At 31.6% G+C, this 21,244-nt stretch carries 16 protein-coding genes and 1 pseudogene; 9 read left to right on the forward strand and 8 right to left on the reverse strand.

Annotated features, from left to right (window positions below):
• Positions 1-190: 190 nt before the first annotated feature.
• Entirely contained in the window at positions 191-1,405 is a 1,215-nt protein-coding gene (locus tag CLCOS_RS13455; protein ID WP_063600278.1) for an LL-diaminopimelate aminotransferase, read from the forward strand.
• Positions 1,406-1,517: 112 nt separating this feature from the next.
• Here the strand turns inward: CLCOS_RS13455 and CLCOS_RS13460 are convergent, their stop codons facing one another.
• The 3 genes and pseudogenes from CLCOS_RS13460 to helD all read right to left on the reverse strand — a co-directional run bounded on the left by CLCOS_RS13460 (position 1,518) and on the right by helD (position 6,756).
• Positions 1,518-3,761, reverse strand: a complete 2,244-nt coding sequence (locus CLCOS_RS13460; protein ID WP_063600279.1) for an ABC transporter permease — start codon at positions 3,759-3,761, stop codon at positions 1,518-1,520.
• The gene (locus CLCOS_RS13465; RefSeq protein WP_063600280.1) at positions 3,761-4,459 is read right to left on the reverse strand and encodes an ABC transporter ATP-binding protein; all 699 of its coding nucleotides are present in this window, start codon (positions 4,457-4,459) and stop codon (positions 3,761-3,763) included. The genes CLCOS_RS13460 and CLCOS_RS13465 overlap by 1 nt, the downstream gene beginning before the upstream one ends.
• A gap of 70 nt (positions 4,460-4,529) precedes the next feature.
• Positions 4,530-6,756, reverse strand: a pseudogene (helD, locus tag CLCOS_RS13470) (RNA polymerase recycling motor HelD).
• 416 nt (positions 6,757-7,172) lie between these two features.
• On the opposite strand from helD, the gene CLCOS_RS23005 reads away from it, so the two are divergent.
• Positions 7,173-7,307 (forward strand): hypothetical protein, encoded by a 135-nt coding sequence (locus CLCOS_RS23005; protein ID WP_275507174.1) that lies wholly within the window; start codon positions 7,173-7,175, stop codon positions 7,305-7,307.
• 9 nt (positions 7,308-7,316) lie between these two features.
• Here CLCOS_RS23005 and CLCOS_RS13475 read toward each other — a convergent pair whose 3' ends face one another.
• A complete protein-coding gene (locus CLCOS_RS13475) occupies positions 7,317-7,715 on the reverse strand; it encodes a (deoxy)nucleoside triphosphate pyrophosphohydrolase (protein ID WP_013238097.1) in 399 nt (132 codons plus the stop codon).
• Between the two features lie 392 nt (positions 7,716-8,107).
• On the opposite strand from CLCOS_RS13475, the gene CLCOS_RS13480 reads away from it, so the two are divergent.
• Both CLCOS_RS13480 and CLCOS_RS13485 read left to right on the forward strand, forming a co-directional pair.
• On the forward strand, positions 8,108-8,773 hold the full coding sequence (locus CLCOS_RS13480) for a TetR/AcrR family transcriptional regulator (RefSeq protein ID WP_063600281.1): 666 nt from the start codon (positions 8,108-8,110) through the stop codon (positions 8,771-8,773).
• A complete protein-coding gene (locus CLCOS_RS13485) occupies positions 8,770-11,439 on the forward strand; it encodes a PEP/pyruvate-binding domain-containing protein (protein ID WP_063600282.1) in 2,670 nt (889 codons plus the stop codon). The genes CLCOS_RS13480 and CLCOS_RS13485 overlap by 4 nt, the downstream gene beginning before the upstream one ends.
• An 81-nt stretch (positions 11,440-11,520) precedes the next feature.
• On the opposite strand, the gene CLCOS_RS13490 is transcribed toward CLCOS_RS13485, so the two are convergent.
• From CLCOS_RS13490 to vanR, 4 genes are all read right to left on the reverse strand, one after another.
• Positions 11,521-12,045: a VanZ family protein gene (locus tag CLCOS_RS13490; protein WP_063600283.1), complete on the reverse strand. Its 525-nt coding sequence runs from the start codon at positions 12,043-12,045 to the stop codon at positions 11,521-11,523.
• Positions 12,046-12,074: 29 nt separating this feature from the next.
• Positions 12,075-13,052 carry a D-alanyl-D-alanine carboxypeptidase family protein gene (locus tag CLCOS_RS13495; RefSeq protein ID WP_063600284.1) on the reverse strand — a complete coding sequence of 326 codons (978 nt, stop codon included), beginning with the start codon at positions 13,050-13,052 and terminating at the stop codon, positions 12,075-12,077.
• 93 nt (positions 13,053-13,145) lie between these two features.
• A complete protein-coding gene (vanS, locus tag CLCOS_RS13500; protein ID WP_430392613.1) occupies positions 13,146-14,288 on the reverse strand; it encodes a vancomycin resistance histidine kinase VanS in 1,143 nt (380 codons plus the stop codon).
• The gene (gene vanR / locus CLCOS_RS13505) at positions 14,266-14,964 is read right to left on the reverse strand and encodes a VanR-ABDEGLN family response regulator transcription factor (protein WP_013238103.1); all 699 of its coding nucleotides are present in this window, start codon (positions 14,962-14,964) and stop codon (positions 14,266-14,268) included. The genes vanS and vanR overlap by 23 nt, the downstream gene beginning before the upstream one ends.
• A gap of 495 nt (positions 14,965-15,459) precedes the next feature.
• Here vanR and CLCOS_RS13510 point away from each other — a divergent pair, with 495 nt between their 5' ends.
• The 5 genes from CLCOS_RS13510 (at position 15,460) to CLCOS_RS13530 (ending at position 21,235) form a co-directional block, all read left to right on the forward strand.
• On the forward strand, positions 15,460-16,134 hold the full coding sequence (locus CLCOS_RS13510) for a response regulator transcription factor (RefSeq protein WP_063600285.1): 675 nt from the start codon (positions 15,460-15,462) through the stop codon (positions 16,132-16,134).
• A complete protein-coding gene (locus CLCOS_RS13515; protein WP_063600286.1) occupies positions 16,131-17,159 on the forward strand; it encodes a sensor histidine kinase in 1,029 nt (342 codons plus the stop codon). The genes CLCOS_RS13510 and CLCOS_RS13515 overlap by 4 nt, the downstream gene beginning before the upstream one ends.
• A 174-nt stretch (positions 17,160-17,333) precedes the next feature.
• Complete coding sequence (locus tag CLCOS_RS13520; RefSeq protein ID WP_063600287.1) at positions 17,334-18,596, forward strand: S41 family peptidase; 1,263 nt, start codon at positions 17,334-17,336, stop codon at positions 18,594-18,596.
• Position 18,597: 1 nt separating this feature from the next.
• Entirely contained in the window at positions 18,598-19,362 is a 765-nt protein-coding gene (locus CLCOS_RS13525; RefSeq protein WP_063600288.1) for an ABC transporter ATP-binding protein, read from the forward strand.
• Positions 19,349-21,235, forward strand: coding sequence for an FtsX-like permease family protein (locus tag CLCOS_RS13530; protein WP_063600289.1), 1,887 nt, complete (start codon positions 19,349-19,351; stop codon positions 21,233-21,235). The genes CLCOS_RS13525 and CLCOS_RS13530 overlap by 14 nt, the downstream gene beginning before the upstream one ends.
• Positions 21,236-21,244: the final 9 nt, after the last annotated feature.

Below are 21,244 nucleotides of genomic sequence, written 5' to 3' on the forward strand. Positions count from 1 at the left end.
ACTATAAATTGCAAAGTACAAGGATGAATTATGTAAAAATAGGGAAAATAATTAGAAAGTGAAAATAGAAGCTTTAGATGCAGAAATGAAGTGCCAAAGTATGGAGGAGCTGAGTATAATAATCCTATAGACAATAGACCTTTAAGTCATTTCTTTAGAACAAGAAGAAAAAGACAGCAAGGAGGATATTATGTGTAAATTAAATGATAATTATTTGAAATTGCAGGGAAGATATTTGTTTGCAAGTATAGCAAAAAAGGTAGCTAATTTTAAAAAAAGCAATCCGCATAAGAAAATTATTTCACTTGGTATTGGTGATGTAACTCAGCCATTGGCACCGGTTATTATAGAGGCACTGCATAGTTCAGTTGATGAAATGGGACATAAGGATACTTTTAAAGGATATGCACCGGAATTTGGTTATGAATTTTTAAAAAATGCAATTATAAAAGGTGACTATAACTCCCGTGGTGTGGACATTTCAATAGATGAAGTGTTTATAAATGATGGAATAAATGCTGATGCTGGTAATATTCAAGAACTATTTAGTGTAGATAATAAGATTGCAGTTTGTGACCCTGTATATCCTGTATATGTAGACTCAAATGTAATGGCTGGAAGGACAGGAACATATGATAAGGATGCACAAAGGTGGAGTGAAGTTATATATATGTCCTGTACTCCGGATAATAATTTTGTGCCGGATATTCCAGAAGAAAACCCAGATATTATATATCTATGTTTTCCAAATAATCCAACAGGGACAACGGTTACAAAAGATCAGCTTCAACTTTTGGTTGATTATGCAAATAAAGTGGAAGCTGTTATTGTATATGATGGTGCTTATGAAGCATATATTTCAGAAGATAATGTATGTCATACAATTTATGAATGTGATGGTGCAAAAAATTGTGCTGTTGAGCTTAAAAGTTTTTCAAAGAAGGCTGGATTTACAGGATTAAGGCTTGGATATACAATTGTTCCGAAGGAACTAAAATGTTCTGGAGTTTCTTTGAATAGACTTTGGGCAAGACGTTATGGAACCAAATACAATGGTACACCATATATAGTTCAGAGGGCAGGAGAAGCCGTTTATTCTGAGACTGGAAAAGAGCAGATAAAAAAGCAAATTGATTATTATAAAAATAATGCCAAAATCATTTTGGAAGGATTAAAATCAGCAGGCTACTCTGTGTATGGAGGTGTAAATGCACCCTATGTATGGCTAAAGACACCAAACAATATGACTTCATGGGATTTCTTTTATTATTTATTAGAAAAAGCAAATATTGTAGGTACGCCAGGAAGTGGATTTGGGCCGATGGGAGAAGGATATTTTAGGCTTACAGCCTTTGGAACTTATGAAAATACAGTAGAGGCTGTTGAGAGGATTAAGAAACTCTAACAAATTAAATTATAGCGGTTATAACAATAAGTAATGAAACTAGTAAAACTTCTTATAGGTAGAATAAGAGATTTGCCTATAAGAAGTTATTTTTGATATTAAGAGGCTTTGCTTATTCTATTCGGGATTTTAGAGCTTCGGACATAGAAATTTTATTTATTTTTTTCCTGCTTAATAGCTTTGAAAATTCATAGGTCAAGTATATAATAATGAAACCAACTATAACATAGATGTAATTTATAGTTACTGGAAATGATATATTCATGTCTTTAGTCATTGACTTAAAGAGAGCACGCATGGAGGCAAGAAGCAGCGGTACTCCAAGAATATAGCCAAGTACAACTATAAAGGAGGAACTGTTTAAAATTAGAGAATAAACCTCCTTATTTTTGTACCCTAGAACCTTCATAAGAGATATATTTTCTTTGTTTTCTTCTATTGTAAGAGCAGTAACAACATATATTACTATAAGTCCAATTATAAAGGACATAAAAGCTATACCACCTACAATAGCCTGAAGTGGCTTTGTCATCGTGTTAAAGGCATTTCTCATATCATCAACTGTTACAAAAGCTAGCAGTTTGCTTTCTGGAATGGATAATCTTTCTGTACTCCAAAGTCCAGTGTAGCTGTAAGGAGGAAACTTAAGCATGGCATTAAGCTTATCAAGAGGCATATAAATATAGCTGCCAACATAGGTTTCAGCAATATCATCAACAGTTATACTATATTCTTTTGAATCAAGCCTATTAACAGCTTTAATAGTCTCACTTGGATTTATATTAAGCTTATCAGCTAGAGGTCTTGTTATAATAATTTTATCTGATTTTAGCACATTTCCTGCTTTGTTTTTAAATGAAATATACTTAGAATCAGGACTTACTCCATACACTGTAAAAGTTAGATTATTATCTGATTTAAGTGCAAAGGGTATTTCAGAGAAGGCTTCACCTTTTTCTGGTTTGCCATTTTGGACGGAATTAAACACATACTGATAGTTGTATTTAAAGGCTTCACTAAAAGAATCCTTCATAAGATAATCCAAGGAACTTTTTGCTGAAAAACCCATTAAAAGCAGCATAGTTGCCATAATAACTCCAAGCATAAGAAATACACTTCTAGGTATGCTTCTAAGTAATTCTCTTATTTGAAACTTAGTATTAAAATTTAATTTATCAAGTTTTATATTTTTTTCTATAAAGCCAACCTTATTATTTTGCCTTCCACCTCTCATAAGTTCAACAGGTGAAGCTTTAAGTGATTTATTTACAACAAAATAGCTGCAGACAATCAAAAAGACTATAGGAAGCAGAATGCTCATTATCAAATAATTTATATTAAAGCTTAAAGAGCTTACAGGTATATTAAAGTAGGATACATAATAGGAGATCATAGGTTTTAAGGTTATTATCCCAAGCATAGTTCCAAGAATACCGCCTAATAATGAAACAGCTAAAGGATACATGAGATAATGTTTCATAATTTCTCTTTTTCTATAACCTAGTGCATAAAGAGTCCCTATAACAGCAGCTTCTCTTCTTAACATTCTCAGCATTACTATACCAGTTAGAATGCAGGTAAGGATTAGGATACTCATGGGCATAGAGGAACTCATCTTATCAATTCCAGAAAGCTTTGCAGTCATATAAGTTACTCTTGGATTATCAGTTACATTCATCCAGCTCAAAATAATAATATTTTTGCTTCTTAAATAACCCTTGAGTTCGGATATTTTTTCACCTAAATTGTTTCTATCGCCATTAAATCTTACGGCATAAAAGCTATTTCCTCTGTTTATATTATTAAAATCATTTTTATTAATTACTGCAATGCCAAAGTCGTTTGGATCGTTTATAATATCTGATTCTGATTTTAGAGGATATATATAATTTGGCATAGACATAAAACCGGAAATGGTAAAATTCTGATTATATAGTTTTATACTGTCACCAATATTTAACTTATTAGCTTTTGCATAAGAGGGGTCAATAAGGATATCGCCATTGCTCAAATTTTTACCTTCAATTATTGCAGGTATGTTAACCTTGGTATTTTCCCTAAAGATCCTTAAAGTTTTATTTTCTGATATAGAATAATCAAAGGATTTTGTTTCCTCCAAGCTCATATTAAATTTTGCTTCTAAGGACTCTGGATTATTTAGTTTTTTACTTGTCATAAAGGTTGCATCTTCCTGCTTATAGTCTCTTTCAAAAGAAGATAATAATCTTGATAAATTTATAGAAACCAAATTAAACATTGTAAAAAGCAGACAGCTAAAAATAATAAGCAGCAAGGAACCAAGGTATTGAGATTTACTTTCCAGCATGGTTCTCTTAATTTTTTTATTTATAATCATTACCACTCAATCCTTTCTGCAGGAATAATCTCTTTATTGACTTCACTATCTACAATTTCTCCACTTCGTACCCTATAGACCCTGTTTGCCATAGAACTGATTGCATTATTATGTGTTATCATAAGTATGGTTGAACCAAAGTCCTTGTTAATTCTCTGAAGAAGTTTTAATATCTCCCTGGAGGTTGAAAAATCAAGTGCACCAGTTGGTTCATCGCATAATAAAAGCTTTGGATTTTTAACTATTGCTCTTGCAATGGAGATTCTTTGCTGCTCACCACCGCTTAATTCCCTTGGAAATCTATATTTTTTATCAAGCATACCTACAGCTTTTAAAACCTCATCAGTATTAAGAGGAGAACTACTTATGTTTGAAACAACCTCAATATTTTCCCCAGCAGTTAGGTTAGGTATTAAGTTGTAAAATTGAAATATAAAACCTATATTTTTTCTTCTATAGTCAGTAAGTTCAGTATCATTTAGTTTAGTAATTTTAAGGTTATCTACTAAAACAGTACCAAAGTCACATTTATCAATTCCACCTATAATATTGAGGAGAGTTGATTTGCCAGAACCAGAAGGACCAAGTATAACTCCAATTTCACCCTTATCTAAATCCATTTGTATACCATTTAAAACAGTGGTAGTTATATCAGTTGTTTTATAGCTTTTCTTTAAATTTTTTACTATTAAGAACATCTATTTTATTCCTTTCACTATTTTTATTGTTATTAGTTTGGGCATAGGAGGGAGTTTTATTCTACATTTATTAATTATGCAATAATGGAGTACAGTTGCCTGAATAATATATGCGCAAAACATGAAGAGCTCTGGTACAAGCAGTATAAAGCAGAAGCCTTTCCTCCTCACAGCAATAATTTTCATCTCCTGCATTATATATAAGCACTACATCAAATTCTAACCCTTTAGCAAGATATGCTGGGATTACCAAGGTATCACTTACATATTCGTCATCATCCTTCAAGATAGCTTTGACATGAACCTTTTCTTTTAAAAAATTGTATATTTCATTTGCTTCTTTTACAGTCCTTGTTATAATACCAATGGATTTATAACCTTTCTCCTTATGGACTTTTATATCCTCAAGAAATTTTTCTTTTATAGCTTTTTCATCTGAAAAACCAAGGATTAAAGGTTCAGCTCCACTTCTTTCTACACATCCATCAGTAATCTCCTTGCCAAGTAGCCTTCTGGAGAACTTAGTAATTTCCATGGTTGACCTGTAACTTTTGGTTAAATTTATTATGCAAGTATTATCTTTAGGAAATATATGAGAGATGTTGTTATAATCTCCTACATTCATAAATGGATTGATTAAGGTCGCCTAGTATAGTCATATTAGCATGCTTAAAAAGTTGATAAAAAATTTCATATTGCAATGGTGTATAATCTTGTGCTTCGTCAATAATAACATATTTGATTTCTGAGGTTTTAGGAATTCCTTCTAGTGCTCCTTTAAGATATAGAAGAGGAGGTTGATCCTCATAATTAAGCTTCCCAGCCTTTAAATTTTCCAAAGTATAGCTTTTTATTTCAGCAATTTCTTTCTCGCTGTATCCAGTATTAAAACTTGCAGAAAAATATTCCAATTTCATAAAAAGTTTTTTATAAATATCCATTAAATCAAACTCTGTCATTTTATTGATTTCAGAATATATATCCTTCATTTCATTTTTTACAATAGATATACTATGATTTCTAATTTCTATTTTATCTATATAAGAATCTGACTCCTTAAGTTCACTGGCTGCTTTTTCAACCCAATCTTTTTCATAAGGTTCCATAAGAAATAATATTCTTTCTCTTATCTTTTGAAGTCTCCTTTTTAGTGGAAGCTGTATATAATCTTTAAAAAATAGCTCTTGCAAATCCTCAGAGGAGATTATTAACTTGCCTCTCACGATAATATCTTTAAAATTTCTATCTTCTTTTTCAGTATAGTCCACATATTTTTTTAATATATCTATAAATTGCATGGAAGATTTATATTTTATACTCATTATTCTTTTTGGATACATTGGTTCTTTCTTAGCTGCAAGAATATTTTCCATCATTTCACTGTAATCTTCCTTTTTAAAATTAGATTCTAAGACCTTTTGCATATATTCTTTAAATGTAGTTTGACACATATTGTCTTCTCCAAGCTGAGGTAATACATTGGAAATGTACTCATTAAAAATTTCATTTGGAGAAAATATTATTATATTTTTTGATGCTATTTTATCTCTATGCTTATATAAGATGTATGCAATTCTATGAAGAGCAATGGAAGTTTTCCCACTTCCAGCAGGCCCCTGAACAATCAAATTTTTATAATCCTCATTACGAATTACTTTATTTTGTTCTCTTTGAATAGTTGTCACTATATTTTTCATTTTACTGTCAGTGCTTTTGCTCAAGATACCTTGAAGTATTTCATCGTCAATATTTAAATTGCTGTCAAACATATATTCAATTTTACCATTATTGATTTTGTACTGTCTTTTTAAAGTAATTTCACCATGAATTTTTCCTTCAGGGCATATATAATTAGCTTTTCCGATTTCATAATCATAGTACATGCTGGAAATGGGTGCTCTCCAATCATATACTAGAAAATCAAAATTGTCATTGATAAGATTGAAGCTTCCAATATAACACTTTTGAGTTTTCTCATCTCCTCTTTCAAGAAAATCCATCCTCCCAAAGTAGGGGGATAAAAGTATTTTTTTATATTTTTCTTCAAGCTTTCTCACAAATTCATGTCTTTTTTTCTGTATCTTCATAGTTGTGATGAATTCCATAAAGTCTACAACTTGCTCCAATCCATTAGCTATGGATAAAGGGCCTACATCCTCCCAAAGCTGCTTTTGTGTTTCAATAGAATCCTTTCTAAATTTTTCTTTAAAAGCATGTTTTTCATTAAATTGTTTTTGAGCTTCTTTGAGCACTTCCTGCAGCCATTCATTTTCCAGTTTCCATTCAAAGTTGTTCAATTAATCCCATCCTTTCCTCAATAACAAATAATTCAGTAAGGTTACCATAAAAAAACATTGACATTGCTTTAAGAAAATAGTATAATATAATAGAGAAAGTATATTATACATAGATATGTGACGTCAGTAAATTCATATTATCATTTTTGTTTTGGTGTGTCAATGATTATGCGCCTTTTTTTATTGACTTTAAGTATCTACATATTCACAATTATGACTTTCATTTCCAACACAATGGCAATGTAATTTATTAAGTATTTCTTTCGTTGATTATTATGTGCTCTATTCATAGAACAACTATAAGTGGATTTGCAACAAATCTGTTTATAGTTCTTTTTATGTGAATATTTGTTTAAACAGGCAGAATTGTAGAATATAATAAAGTAAGAAATTGTTTTTTATGTTTTAAAACATCATTGAGTTTTAGATTTAACGACAAATTTGGATTTACAGAAGAGGAAATGAAAGAGCTTATAGAATATTATAATTTAAAATATAGCGTAAAAGAAATTTCAGTAAATTTATATACGGAGTTTATAAAAAAGGTATAGCGTTTTTTACTATACCCTTTCTGATATTAACTTTTTAGCTGTAGGAATATCTGCTGGAGCCCATTTTAAAGAAGAGAGGTTGTCTCTTTTTAACCATATCAGTTTAGAATGTTCATTGGCTGTAGGGGTACCTGATACTAATTTGCACTTTATAGTAATCAAATTTACTATAAAAGCATCATATTCATGAGTATTGTCATTAAATACATCCAAGTATTCTACAGTGCATTTTAACTCCTCTTTTATTTCTCTTTCTATAGCTTGTTTGAAATTTTCACCTTTCTCAACTTTCCCACCTGGAAATTCCCATTTGTTTGGCAGGGACATTTTTGGAGAACGAAGGGCACATAGTATTTCATTATTTTCATTTTCTATAACAGCCCCAACTACTTTTAATGTTTTCTTCATTTTAGTCACACCTTTCTCTAGACAAGTTTAGCACATATGGACGCTTAAATTTGATTCTGCTTATATAATCTAAATCCAGTTATAATCAATTTATTCCAATCAGTTTTTTCATTATTAATCCAACTGTGTTCAATATTAAGTTCTTTTAACCAAGCATTAAGTTTATTACTTACATTTTCTATTTATACATTGTTTAACGACAATAGGTAATTATATCATAAAACTATTTATCATACAAAAACAATTTCCATTCTTATTTATATTATTTTGGATCTTGACAAAGGAAACTATGAGGAATACAATTAAAACAACTTTTACACATTGTGTAAAGTTATACTATGTATAAAACAATAAATATATGTTGATATAGAATGTATACAAGGAGGTATAAAATGGATACCAGAGAAATGATGGCTGAAAGCAGAATAGAAAGAAAGAAAAGGGAGACCAGGCAGAAAATTGTCAATATTGCTATGGATTTATTCCACAGTCAGGGGGTTGACAATACAACAATGGAGCAGATAGCAGAAAAAACAGATATTGCTAGAAAAACTTTATATAACTACTTTCCAGTAAAAGAGGCTATAGTTGATGAATATGTAAGAGGGGTTTCACAGGAGTTAGCTAAAGAAAATTTTAAAACTATACAAGATCTTGCAGATACCAAATCTCGTCTGCTGGCTGCTCTTAATCATTCTTATGATTGGGTTGAAAAAAATCCTGAAATTACAGCAATATGCATTAATTACCGTCTAGGAAGCATGGGTAAGGAACCAGGATTTCAAAGTGCTGAAACAGGAACTCAGAGTATATTGAAAAAAGTTATAAAATTGGGACAAGAGGAAGGTGAAATAAAGCCTGATGTCTCAATTGAACTATTGGTAAGACATATAGATCTTCTTAGAAGTACAATGACTTTTGAATGGCTTAATGATCCCTCAAAGGTTGAACTCCATGAAGAAATATCCAAATTGGTAGATTTATTTCTATATGGTGCAGCGAGTAAGGTAGATGATTCTAAAAAATCTGATATAAGTAAGGGAGGCTGCTTAAGATGAAGTATCTTTTGAATTGGAAGGAAGCTTTTGAGTCAGGTGTATCAATGGTTGGAGGTAAAGGTTGGAATTTAGGAAGGTTAGATCAATATGGTTTCAATATTCCTCAAGGAGGAGTATTGACTGCCAAGGCTTATAATGAGTACATCAAGTACAATGAATTACAAAAAATAATTGATGAAGTTGTTTCAGCCACTACTCTGGACAATTTGGATGAAGTTCATGTTAAAGATAAATTGAATCAGTTAAACAAAAAAATAATAAGTGGCTCAATACCACCAGCTATTATTCAGGAGTTATCTACATATATTAACAGCTGTGGGAAACTAAAAAAATCCTGGGCTTTGAGATCTTCTGCGGTTGCTGAAGATTCTGAAAAGGCATCCTTTGCTGGCATACATGATTCATTTTTGAATGTTTGCAGTTTAGAGGACATACTGTCAGCAGTTAAAGGATGTTATGCTTCCCTGTGGTCTCCTAGAGCTGTGTCATATCGCAAAAAGATGAATATAAGTGATGATGATGTAAAAGCAGCAGTAGTGGTCATGGAGATGGTAGAAGCTAAAGCTGCTGGAGTAGGTTTTACTTGTGATATTTTATCAGGACGCCAGGATGTTATAGTGATTAACGCTAATTTTGGGTTGGGTGAGTCAGTGGTATCTGGTGCAGTAGAGCCAGATACATATTATTTAGAAGTTGAAGCTGTAAATGCAAGTCCACATTTAATATCGAGAAAAATTGGACACAAGCAAGGGATGGTTGTTAGAAGCGAAAATGGTGGTACTCAATTTATTAAGTCAGAGGAAATGTCTTTACAGCAGGTACTGCAGGATAAGAAAATTGAAAAGCTTGGCAGGCTTTTGCTAAGAGTATTTGATGCCTTAGGTAATGGCGATCAGCATCAGGATGTGGAATGGGTTTATGATGGACATGATTTTGTTTTGGTTCAAGCACGGCCAATAACCACTATTCCACGAAAAACATTTCCTGCTTTGAAGAACCAACCGGATATTTGGTCTAATGGCAATTATAGAGATGCTGTACCCATGGTTCAGTCACCTTTAAATCGGCGCTTAATGAAAAATATCATTGATACTATGCATCAGGGATTTTTTACTGGGGTAGATTATGATTTTCCTGAAGGATTGCAATTTTCTAGGTTTTTCAATGGAAGGCTTTATTGCAATATATCAGTTCAGCAGTGGGGGAATTATGATGCAATGGGGGCCTTGCCTCAAGGCTTTGGCGTCTTTTGGGGTGGTCACCAGAAGGATATGAAAATAGACGACCCTGATCCCTATGGTGGAGTAATTGGATTAAAGAGGAAAGAACGTGTAGTTAAGAATATGGATTTGGTTAAACAAGGCAAGGAAAATTCTGCTCAAACTTGGAGTCAGATCACGGCTTCAGTAAAATCAATAACTAGTGAAGAGTTCAGTAAGTGGACAGATCAAGATTTTATTAACAAGTATAATGAATTAGGAAGTATCGTCAAAGGCATGGCTAAAGAATTCATGTTTTTAAGTGCAGCAGGCAGCATGCCAGTTATGTATTTATTAAACATCCTCACTGAGTATTTTTCAGATAAAGCTCTAGTGGTGATAAATGCATTAATAGTTGGAGGAACAGCAGATATAACCAGTGCTGATCAAGGCTATAGGTTGGTTGAAATGGCTGAGCTAGCTCGTAAGGACTCTGATGCTGTTAAATATTTTAATGATGCTAACTTTGATCCTATGAAATGGGAAGTAAAGCTGCCTGAAAGCTCTCCCTTTAAGAAAGCCTTTCATGAGTTTATACAAGAATATGGTCATCGGGCAGTTTATGAGCTGGATATTATAAACCCTAGGTGGAGAGAAGATCCATCTTATTTGCTTGGAATTATACGTAGTACTATAAATACTGCTGACATTGGGAGGCTTAAGAAGGAACAAAAAGAAAAATTGGAACAAGTCTGGGGTGAAATCAAAGAAAAAGTGCCTACTATTAAGCATTCTGAAATAAGAAAGCTTGTTAAAGAATGCCAGGATGGAGCGGCAGTTAGGGAGAAGAATAAATCTGTGCTGGCATTGATTATGGATGCATACCGAATAATTGCCAGAGAATTAGGACATCGCTTTTATGAAAGGAGTATAATTAAAGAACCAGATGATGTGTTTTTTTGTACATGGCCAGAACTTTTTTCAGTATTGAGCGGTGAATGGGATGGCAGAGGGCTCCAGTTTCTCATTGCTGCGAGGAAAGAATGGAAGAAAAAAATGGAATTGCTTGCTCCACCAGATGTAATTTATGGAGAAACTCCAAAATTTACAGAACTAGTTATAGAGAGTTCTAGCAATTGTCTCACTGGAATACCAGTTGCTGTTGGAAAAGCTGCTGGATTAGTTAGGAGGATAAGCAATCCAAATGATGGAGGACGACTTCAGCCAGGAGAGGTCATGGTAGCACCATCCACTGACCCAGGATGGACACCATTGTTTTTAAAAGCAGGAGCTGTTGTTATGGAAACAGGAGGTTTTTTATCCCATGGAGCCATTGTAGCCAGAGAATATGGAATTCCAGCAGTGGTGAATGTACCAGGAGTAATGGGTATGCTTAAAGACGGACAGAAAATAGTAGTGGATGGAGACAAGGGTAAAATATTTCTTGTGGATGAAGGTATTGAGTAGAAGTTAACATTATTCAATAAATAAAAGCCAATGCTAAAGACTAAGCATTGGCTTTAAATTCCTAATATGTAATAAAGATATTTAGAATCTCATTCTCACCACAAATAAATAATATAATATACGAGGTAATCCGATAGCAGATATTATTGTAACTGCAGTATATACTTTTTTCTGATCTCGTAATATAAACAATAAAAACTTATACCCTAAAATACCAATCAATCCACCCAAACAATTTAGAATTATATCATCAATGTCTGATGCTCCAATACTTAAAAGCCCCTGAATGACTTCCACAAATAAACTTACTGTAAATATAAACAGCAAATTGGTTAGTACTCTTTTATTATTTTTGAATAATAACAAATATGTACCAAGGGGAATAAAAATAACTATATTGCCAACCACATTACCAAAAGCAAATGTTTTTATATTTGCAGATCTGCTAGATATATATTCCATTATACTATAAAAAGGAATGAGATTGATTGACCTATGCTCCAAATGCGAAACTCTTGATAAGAACAATATTTTAATTAACAAAAGTATGTAACAAATGAAAACACCATATAAAAAGACTGTTTTAATTCTCTCTCGTTTATTCATAATACCTCCATTTTTCATTTCATTTCTGCTTATTTTCCTATACTGTTGTATACAGCTAATGCATCGGTAATATTATACTGTTCCGAATTGTGATCACCTTTTGCGCCAGCTGAAATCAGAATATATTCTTGTCTACCTACTTTGGCAAGACTCGCAAGACATAGACCAGCCTCGTTGGTATATCCAGTCTTCCCTCCTAAAATTTCCCCATCAATAATGTTTTGATTGTTGAGTTCTTCAAACATGGTACTGTAAAGGGTTATCCCATTAGGGTGCTTATTTGTAGGTTGTGTTGAATGACGGGACGAAGTAAAAATATCTCTAAAAGTATCATTTTGCAAAGCATAGCTTAGAAGGATAGCCAGATCTTTGACTGTTGTATAATGGTTTTCATTCTGAAGCCCGGTGGTATTTTCAAAATGGGTGTTTCTCATACCTAGCTCAGCTGCCTTTTGATTCATCATTTTTACAAAATTCTGTTCTGACCCCGCAATTTGATCAGCAAGCCCAATACAGCATTCCGCACCGCTTGGCAGCAGTATCCCATATAATAGATCCAATGCCGTTACCTGTTCATTCGGTTGAAAACCTGCCATTGATGCATCTTCTCCGTGCAGCTCATGAAACGCAGAATTAGTCAGTTTGACTTCTTCATTGAGATTAGGCAAATTTTCTATGGCAACAATGGCTGTCATCATTTTAGTCAAAGAAGCAGGATAGATTTTTTCTTCGCTATTTTTTTGCATTAAAGTGGTTTGATCTTTTAAACGGATCAGAATGGCATTATGGCTTTTAAGCTTACCAAAAGATTTAGAAAAAGAGGGAACCGATGTTGTTTTATCTTCAGAAGAATATAATGAGGTTATATCATGATATTGTTTCTGTAATATATGTTGGTTTCTTGGAGTAATGATGTATTTGCAACCCAAAGTAACAATGCTTGCTATCAACAAAAGTATTACAAATATGTGTATTTTTGATTTTTCCTTTTTTACTTTTCGTACCATAATAAAATAGCTCCTTATTCTGTAATAATATTATTTAAACACAGAATAAGGAGCTATATTGGAAATTTATCTTATGAACGTCTTAAGATTTTATTAAGACGGAAGCTTTACTGTAAATGTAGTATTTTCTGAGTTGCTTTCCACAGAGATTGTTCCATTATGAGCTGTAACAATTTCTTGTGCTATTGCCAAACCTAGCCCTGCTCCACCAGTGTTTGTGGAACGTGCAGAATCTAATCTATAAAACTTTTCAAAAATAGTTTCAAGTTTTTCCTTCGGAATAGGATTCCCCTGGTTAGTAAAAGTTATTATAGTATTTTTGTCCTGCTGTTTAGCAGAAATATTAATGATGCTGTTCTCATAGCTATAGGCTATCGCATTTTTTAGAATGTTGTTGAACACACGAGCCAGTTTGTCTGCATCTCCCCACAGAGTGAGACCGTCAGGCACATTAACGGACACCTGCTTTTCCTGTGGAGTCAGCATTGGATAAAATTCATCTGCCATCTGCTGGAGCATGAAAAGTAAATTGATTTTTTCTTTGTTTAGAACAATAGTTTGAAGATTAAATCTTGTGATCTCAAAAAACTCATTTATAAGCTGTTCTAATCGATAAGCTTTTTCCAAAGTGACACCGACATATTTTGCCTTCTGTTCAGGAGGCATATCAGAAGCTTCATCTAGAAGACTTAAGTACCCTATAACGGAAGTCAAAGGTGTCTTTATATCATGAGCCAAGTAAACTACCAAATCATTTTTTCGCTGCTCAGCATTAAGTGCAGCTTTCTTTTGTTTCTCCAAGTTGTTTTTTATCTGATTTATTTTATTTTCCATAAAATCCAATTCCGGTGATAATGTAATTTTCGCATTAGATTCCTCAGTAAGTTTATCCATTCCAGCGCTGATTTCATCAAAATATTTTGTGAACAAAAAAACAGAAAATCTAAAGAGGATAACTAATAAAAATATTAGGATTACAACAAAAAGTATCATTTCAATATTGTTGCGAATTACCAACTGATAGATTTCTTGTGCGTCCGAATTTTTAAAATGGAAAGCTTTGACTAAATATCCAACGATACGATCTCCAATATGTCCACGCAGTATATGGCGCAATAGATAAACAGCCACAGCAGCGGCAACTGTAATCAAAAACATTTGAAAAAATACTTTGCTTTTTAATTTCGTATAATCATTCCTTATTTTATCTCTTTTAATTTTCAATTTTATAGCCAATCCCCCATACCGTTTTTATATATTTAGGATGTTCCGCACTGTCGTGCAATTTTTCCCTTAAATGCCGAATATGAACCATTACCGTATTATTGCTATTGGTGAAATACTTGTCTCCCCATACCTCATGGAACAATTCTTCTGAGCTTATAACTCGTCCGCGATTGGAACAAAGAACCCAAAGAATTGAAAACTCTGTAGGAGTGAGAGATAGCTTTTTCTCATTCAAAGTACATTCATGGGTATTCATGTCCAATACCAAGCCGGAAAAGGCAATCAACTGTTCTTCCTGGTTCGGTTCTCCAGAATTATATTTGGTAAATCTCCGGAGCTGCGCCTTTACACGGGCAACAAGTTCCAAAGGGCGAAATGGTTTAGTGATATAGTCGTCCGCACCTAATGTCAGTCCAGTAATCTTATCAATTTCTTCTTCTTTAGCTGTCAGCATGATAACCGGAAAATTATGTTTTTCCCTAATTTTCTGGCAGATAGTAAAGCCATCAATATCTGGCAGCATGACATCAAGTATCGCAAGCTCTAACTGTTCCGACTCAACACACCGAAGCGCGTCTTGACCGTTATAAAATTTGTATATTGTAAAACCCTCATTTTTTAAATAAACTTCAATTAGGTCAGCTATGGACTGCTCATCGTCTACAACCAAAATATTGATACTCATAAATTCTATCCCTTCTTTCTGATTAAGCCAAGCAGTATTATAGCACTGCAAAAGAAAAATTTATATCATAATAATTTTATTATGAAAATATAGTTATTTTAACAATTAGTCTGAACATAAATATGGATTCAAATTGCGCTATAGCAGAATTATACCATATAACTAGTTAAAAATATCTGATGAACTAAAACTTCTTTTCCTCTACATCACAACTTCTAATGGTTTCATCTGAAAAAATTCTCTTGTGTGCTTTTGATGTTTCTGGCTCAATGCTTATTCCATTATTAATCAGGCAGTAATGTGTAACTTAGATTATTATGTTCTCTATTCATAGTTCTTTTTATGTGAGTATTTGTTTAAATAGGCTGAGTTGTAGGATATAATAAAGTAAGAAATTGTTTTTTATGTTTTAAAGCATCTTTGTAAAGAAGGAAGTAATGATTTCTGAGGCGTAGGAAATGGAAAATACAATATTTATAAAATTGAGGTGAAAGCATGTATAAAATAATGACAGTAGAGGATGATTTAAAACTTTGTGAAGAAATACAAGAAGCTCTTTTAAAGTGGGGCTTTAATCCTATTAAAGTTAAAAACTTTGAAGATATACTTAATGAATTTGTACAAAACAAACCTGAACTAGTCATTATGGACATAAACTTACCTTGTTTTGATGGATTTTACTGGTGTCAAAAAATAAGAGAAATATCAAAGGTACCAATCATATTTTTATCTTCAAGAAATACAAATATGGATATAATAATGGCAGTACAAATGGGTGGAGATGATTTTGTCACAAAGCCATTTTCTATAGATATATTGGTGACTAAGCTTCACGCCGTGCTTAGACGAACATATTCTTATGGAGAAAATTTAGGAGATGTACTTGAGTGCAGGGGAGTTATTTTAAATATAAATGACAGCACCTTATCTTATAATGAAAACAAAATAGAGCTAACAAAAAATGAATTAAAAATACTGCTTCTTTTGATGAAAAATATAGGAAAGATAATTTCGAGAGATAGGATTATGAGAATTTTATGGGATGATGATACTTTTATTAACGATAACACATTAACTGTAAATGTAAATAGGCTTAGAAAAAAGCTGGAAAACATAGGCATTAAGGATTTTATAGAAACTAAAAAAGGGCAAGGATATGTAATATTATGAATTTAAAAGTATATTTGAAAAAGTCTATATGGGCAATTATACATTTTATTATTATAATGACAATAGTTAATTTAGTATTAATAGGAACCACAGAATTTTCAAAGATTATGTATGACGTTATATACATGAATATTTTAGTTTTTTGTGTTTCTATATTCTTTTTAATATTTAGATATAAAAAGTGGAAAGAACGCTATAAAGATTTTTATGAAGGGTTGATGCAGGGGAAAAGTGTAGACTTACTAATTACTAAAGATGATGTTTTTGAAGCAAAGCTTATTAAAGATACAATAAAATTAAAAAACAAGGAATTTTATGAAAATGTAAATGAGTTAAAAGAAGAACTTGATGAGTTAAATGAATATATAACAAAATGGGTTCATGAAATAAAGATTCCTATTTCAGTATGTGAATTAATATTGGACAAGCTAGAGGATACTGTTGATACAAATAGTGATATTCCTGAAAGTTTAAGAGGTGAACTTGCAAGAATAAAGTTTTTAGTTGAACAAGTACTTTATGCAGGCAGAGCATCTAGTTACTCACAGGATCTTCTAATAAATGAAGTAAATATAAAGCAAGTAGTAAATGAGGCTGTTAAAAAGAATGCATTTTTTTTCATTTCCAAAAGGATAGATTTAAGATTAAAGAAATTACAATTTAACGTGTTAACAGATAAAAAGTGGCTTTCTTATATATTAGAGCAAGTTTTAAACAATGCTTGCAAATATGTAGGTGAAAATGGAATAGTGGAAATTTATTGTGAAGAAGATGAAAAAGCTACAAGATTATGCGTAAGAGATAATGGAATAGGAATATTGCCTAAAGACATATCCAGGGTATTTGATAAAGGTTTTACAGGAAGTAATGGAAGAAAAAGTGGAAAATCAACAGGAATGGGATTATACTTTTCTAAAAAAATGGCTGAAAAGTTAAACCATGATATAAAAGTTGTTTCACAAGCTGGAAACTATACAGAAATTATTATAACCTTTTATAAATTATCCGATTATTTTAAGGTATGAGTTTAACACTCATGCTTTTTTTCTTGCTTAAAAATACTTAAGGTTACGAAAATGTCACATAACACTTTAAAATGTCATGTAATGTGATGGAGAAGAAAAAATAAAAAGATTAAAATTAATATATAGGATTAAAGAGGACCTCTTAAAGTATATTACAAGGAGGAAAATAAGCTTATGCTTAAAATAAAAAGAAAAATAGCAGCTGTGTTAATGATAAGTATAATGTTTGCTTTTTCAGGGTGTGATGACAGCAGCAAGTATGTTTGTAAAAGTGGAAATAGGGTAGAAGCCTGGCAGAAGGATTTGGATTATCTTAAGGAAGAACTTCCTAAAAAACATAAGAACTTATTCTTTAAATTAAGTAAGGATCAGTTCAACAGTGAAATTGAAGGATTAAAGCAGTCTTTAAATAAAATGAATGATGATCAAATTCAAATGGGTATAAACAAAATAATGACTTCAATTGGTGATGGACATACAGGTACTAATATAAGTTCAGAAAAAATGTTCCCATTGGATTTGTATTGGTTTAATGATGGCATTTATGTTATTAATACAACAGATGAGTATAGTCAAATCAAGTACAATAAGCTGGTAAAAATTAATGACAAACCTATAGAAGATGTAATTAAAAGTGTTTCACAGGTAATTTCTCATGATAATGAACAGGGCATAAAAAGCCAGATAGGTTATTATATCGCAGTGCCCTCAGTACTTCATGGACTCAATATCATAGAAAATATGGACAGCTGTAAATTTACCTTTGAAGACAGCAGTGGGAAAACATCAGATGTGAATTTAAAACCATTAAGTTTTAGTACAGTATTTAGTGCTGTAATTGGTAAAGGAAAAGAAGGAGAGAAGACTCCTTTGTACATGAAAAATCAAGATAAAGCTTATTGGTATAAATATTTAAAAGATAGCAAGGTACTTTATTTTAGTTATAACAAATGTTCTGAAATGCAGGAAAAAAGCTTTAAACAATTTTCTAAAGAGCTTATGGATGTAATTAATAAAGAAGATGTGCAAAAGCTTGTTATAGATTTGAGAAATAATGGAGGAGGAATTTCAACAATACTCAATGATTTCATTAAGGAAATATCAAAGAGCAAGATGAATCAAAGTGGAAAGCTTTATGTTATTACAGGTAGAAAAACTTTTTCATCTGCAGTATTAAATGTTATAGATTTAAAGAAAAACACTAAAGCAATTTTTGTTGGGGAGCCTACATCAGGAAAACCTAACCATTATGGTGAAGTTAAAAAATTTAAGCTTCCAAATTCGGGATTAACTATAAAGTATTCAACAAAGCACTTTAATAATTATGATAAAGACGATTCTGAATTTATTCCAGATAAAGAAATAACAACATCTATAAAGGATTATGTAAATAATGTTGATCCTGTAATGGATTATATAATTAAAGGGGGTAGATAAAATGAGTACAGTAATAGAAACTAAGGATTTAGGAAAAATATATGGTTCAAAAGCAGTGGCTTTTACAGCACTTCATGGTATTAATCTTAAGGTAGAGGAAGGTGAATTTTTAGGGATCATGGGTCCTTCTGGAGCAGGTAAAACTACTTTATTAAATTTACTCTCAACTATAGATGTGCCAACGACAGGAAACATTATATTCAATGGTAAGGATATAACCAAATTAAAAAATAAAGAGCTGTCATTGTTTAGAAGAGATAAGATAGGTTTTATTTTTCAAGATTTTAATTTGCTGGATACTATGACTGTAGAAGATAACATAGCACTGCCTTTAGCATTATCCAAGGTAAATCATAAAGAAATACAAAATAAGGTTAAACAATTAAGTGAGTTTTTTGGAATTGATACACACTTGAAAAATTATCCATATGAGCTTTCAGGAGGACAAAAGCAGAGAACAGCAGCAGCAAGGGCTTTGATAACAGAGCCTTCCGTAATATTTGCAGATGAGCCTACAGGAGCTTTGGACTCCAAATCCTCTGCAGAGCTGCTTCAGTGCTTGAGCAGTATGAATGAAAAGTTCAATAAAACAGTAATAATGGTAACCCATGATGCTTTTGCAGCAAGTTACTGCAAGAGAATATTATTTATAAAAGATGGAAAAATTCATGCCAGAATTGATAAAAATGAATCCAGAAAGGAATTTTTCCAAAGGATAATTGAAATGCTAGCCGCTTTGGGAGGTGCAGTTAATGAACTCCTTTAGTATAGCTTACAATAATTTTAAACATAATATAAAAACTTATGCTTTAAACCTTATGGCAATGATTTTTTCTGTGGCAGTTTATTATAATTTTATAGCTTTAAATGATAATCCTCAAATTGTTCAGCTTAATCAAATTATGAATATTGTTAGAACTGCATCAACCTCAACAGCGGTGCTGCTTCTTGTATTTTTAGTATTTTTCATTTGGTATTCAAATTCCTTTTTTCTAAAGCAAAAGAAAAAGGAAATAGGAATTTATGCTTTTATGGGCATTGATAATTATAAAATAGGATTAATTTATGCCTTAGAAGGATTTTTACAAGGACTTCTATCTATAGTCATTGGCAGTTTCGTTGGAATACTATTTTCAAAACTATTTATAATGCTTTTATGTAAAGTTGCCTTTTTAGATGTAAAAATAAACTTTTTTATATCAGTACATGCGTTGATTGAAACAATTATTACATTTTTAATTATATTTTTTATAATTTCAGTTCTAGGTTATTTTAATATAGTAAGAAGTAAATTAATAGATTTATTTAATGCTTCAAGAAGGCAGGAAGGACTTCCTAAGTTAAGTAAATTTAAAGCAGCAGCTTCAATCATAATAATTTTAATAGCATATGGTATGTGCATAAGATTGCCCAAATTAGCGGTAATTGGCAGCGTTCCTATTATAACTATAATGATTATTTTTGCAACTTACTGGCTTTTTGGTTCTTTTTTTTCAATGATAATGAGATATATTTTAGATAAAAAACAAATTTTATATAATGGTACAAACATTGTAAGCATATCCAATATTGTTTTTAGAATTAAAGGAAATTATAAAACACTTGCAACTATTGCTATTTTGATTGCATCAGCAATTACAGCCTTAGGAACAGCAGCTTCAATTAAATATAATACCAATATAGGATTGGATCTTCCTTATTCTTTTACTTATGTATTAGATGGCAACACAGGAGATGAAATTGAACCTAAAGTTAATAAGTATATTACTTCAGCAAATCACAATATTTTATTAAAGGAAAAAGTGAATTTTATTTTTGTAAATAAGTTCAAAACTGATGAGAATTTTTCAGAAGATGAATTTATGGTAGTTAAAGCTTCTGACTTTAAAAAGATAACAAAAGATTTAAAGGTTAAAGATGCAGAAGACCTTTTAGAAAAATCAGAACTTAGAAGTGGTGAGGTAATTTATGTACAAAGACCTAAAACCCTTGTACAAGCAAGTAAAATAAGAAACATTGAGATTAGCAATTTAAAGTATAATGTAAAAATGGATTTAAAAACACCTTTATTTGGTGGAATAATAAATGATCCTTGTTTAGTCGTAAATGATAAAGATTATGAAATGATAAAGAGTAATTTTAAGGAAAGTAAATTTTACGGCATTATAGTAAATGATCAGAAAAATACATTAGATTTGTCTGCAAAGTTAAGAACTATAAGAGTTTTAGACAATAATTTATATTCTTATGCTCAAAAATATAGATCTGGGTATGAAGCTTATGGAGTTATTTTCTTTATGGGATGTTTTTTAGCATTGGTTTTTGTAGTAGCTACAGGAAGCATTATTCACTTTAAAATTTTAAGTGAAGCTTATATGGACAAGGAAAAATATAAAATTTTATTAAAAATTGGAATGACGGAAAAAGAACTAAAAAGGACTATTTCAAAACAAACCGCGGTATATTTTATCTTGCCTTTGCTTGTAGGTGTAATTCACAGTTCATTTGGTATAGTGATATTAAGCAGATTAATGGATTGTAATTTAGTATTGCCTACAGCTATAAGTGTTGCGACTTTCATTGCAATTTATGGAATGTTTTACATTTTTACATTGGGTAAGTTTAGAAAAGTTATTTAAGAAGATGTT

Origin of the sequence: Clostridium coskatii (assembly GCF_001675205.1) — a bacterium.
Lineage (GTDB): Bacteria > Bacillota > Clostridia > Clostridiales > Clostridiaceae > Clostridium_B > Clostridium_B ljungdahlii.

Bases quoted from the DNA above. Each gene is read 5' to 3' on its own strand.
- CLCOS_RS13455 (WP_063600278.1), top strand. From the start codon at position 191: ATGTGTAAATTAAATGATAATTATTTGAAATTGCAGGGAAGATATTTG.
- CLCOS_RS13460 (WP_063600279.1), bottom strand. From the start codon at position 3,761: ATGATTATAAATAAAAAAATTAAGAGAACCATGCTGGAAAGTAAATCT.
- CLCOS_RS13465 (WP_063600280.1), bottom strand. From the start codon at position 4,459: ATGTTCTTAATAGTAAAAAATTTAAAGAAAAGCTATAAAACAACTGAT.
- CLCOS_RS13475 (WP_013238097.1), bottom strand. From the start codon at position 7,715: ATGAAGAAAACATTAAAAGTAGTTGGGGCTGTTATAGAAAATGAAAAT.
- CLCOS_RS13480 (WP_063600281.1), top strand. From the start codon at position 8,108: ATGGATACCAGAGAAATGATGGCTGAAAGCAGAATAGAAAGAAAGAAA.
- CLCOS_RS13485 (WP_063600282.1), top strand. From the start codon at position 8,770: ATGAAGTATCTTTTGAATTGGAAGGAAGCTTTTGAGTCAGGTGTATCA.
- CLCOS_RS13490 (WP_063600283.1), bottom strand. From the start codon at position 12,045: ATGAATAAACGAGAGAGAATTAAAACAGTCTTTTTATATGGTGTTTTC.
- CLCOS_RS13495 (WP_063600284.1), bottom strand. From the start codon at position 13,052: ATGGTACGAAAAGTAAAAAAGGAAAAATCAAAAATACACATATTTGTA.
- vanR (WP_013238103.1), bottom strand. From the start codon at position 14,964: ATGAGTATCAATATTTTGGTTGTAGACGATGAGCAGTCCATAGCTGAC.
- CLCOS_RS13510 (WP_063600285.1), top strand. From the start codon at position 15,460: ATGTATAAAATAATGACAGTAGAGGATGATTTAAAACTTTGTGAAGAA.
- CLCOS_RS13515 (WP_063600286.1), top strand. From the start codon at position 16,131: ATGAATTTAAAAGTATATTTGAAAAAGTCTATATGGGCAATTATACAT.
- CLCOS_RS13520 (WP_063600287.1), top strand. From the start codon at position 17,334: ATGCTTAAAATAAAAAGAAAAATAGCAGCTGTGTTAATGATAAGTATA.
- CLCOS_RS13525 (WP_063600288.1), top strand. From the start codon at position 18,598: ATGAGTACAGTAATAGAAACTAAGGATTTAGGAAAAATATATGGTTCA.
- CLCOS_RS13530 (WP_063600289.1), top strand. From the start codon at position 19,349: ATGAACTCCTTTAGTATAGCTTACAATAATTTTAAACATAATATAAAA.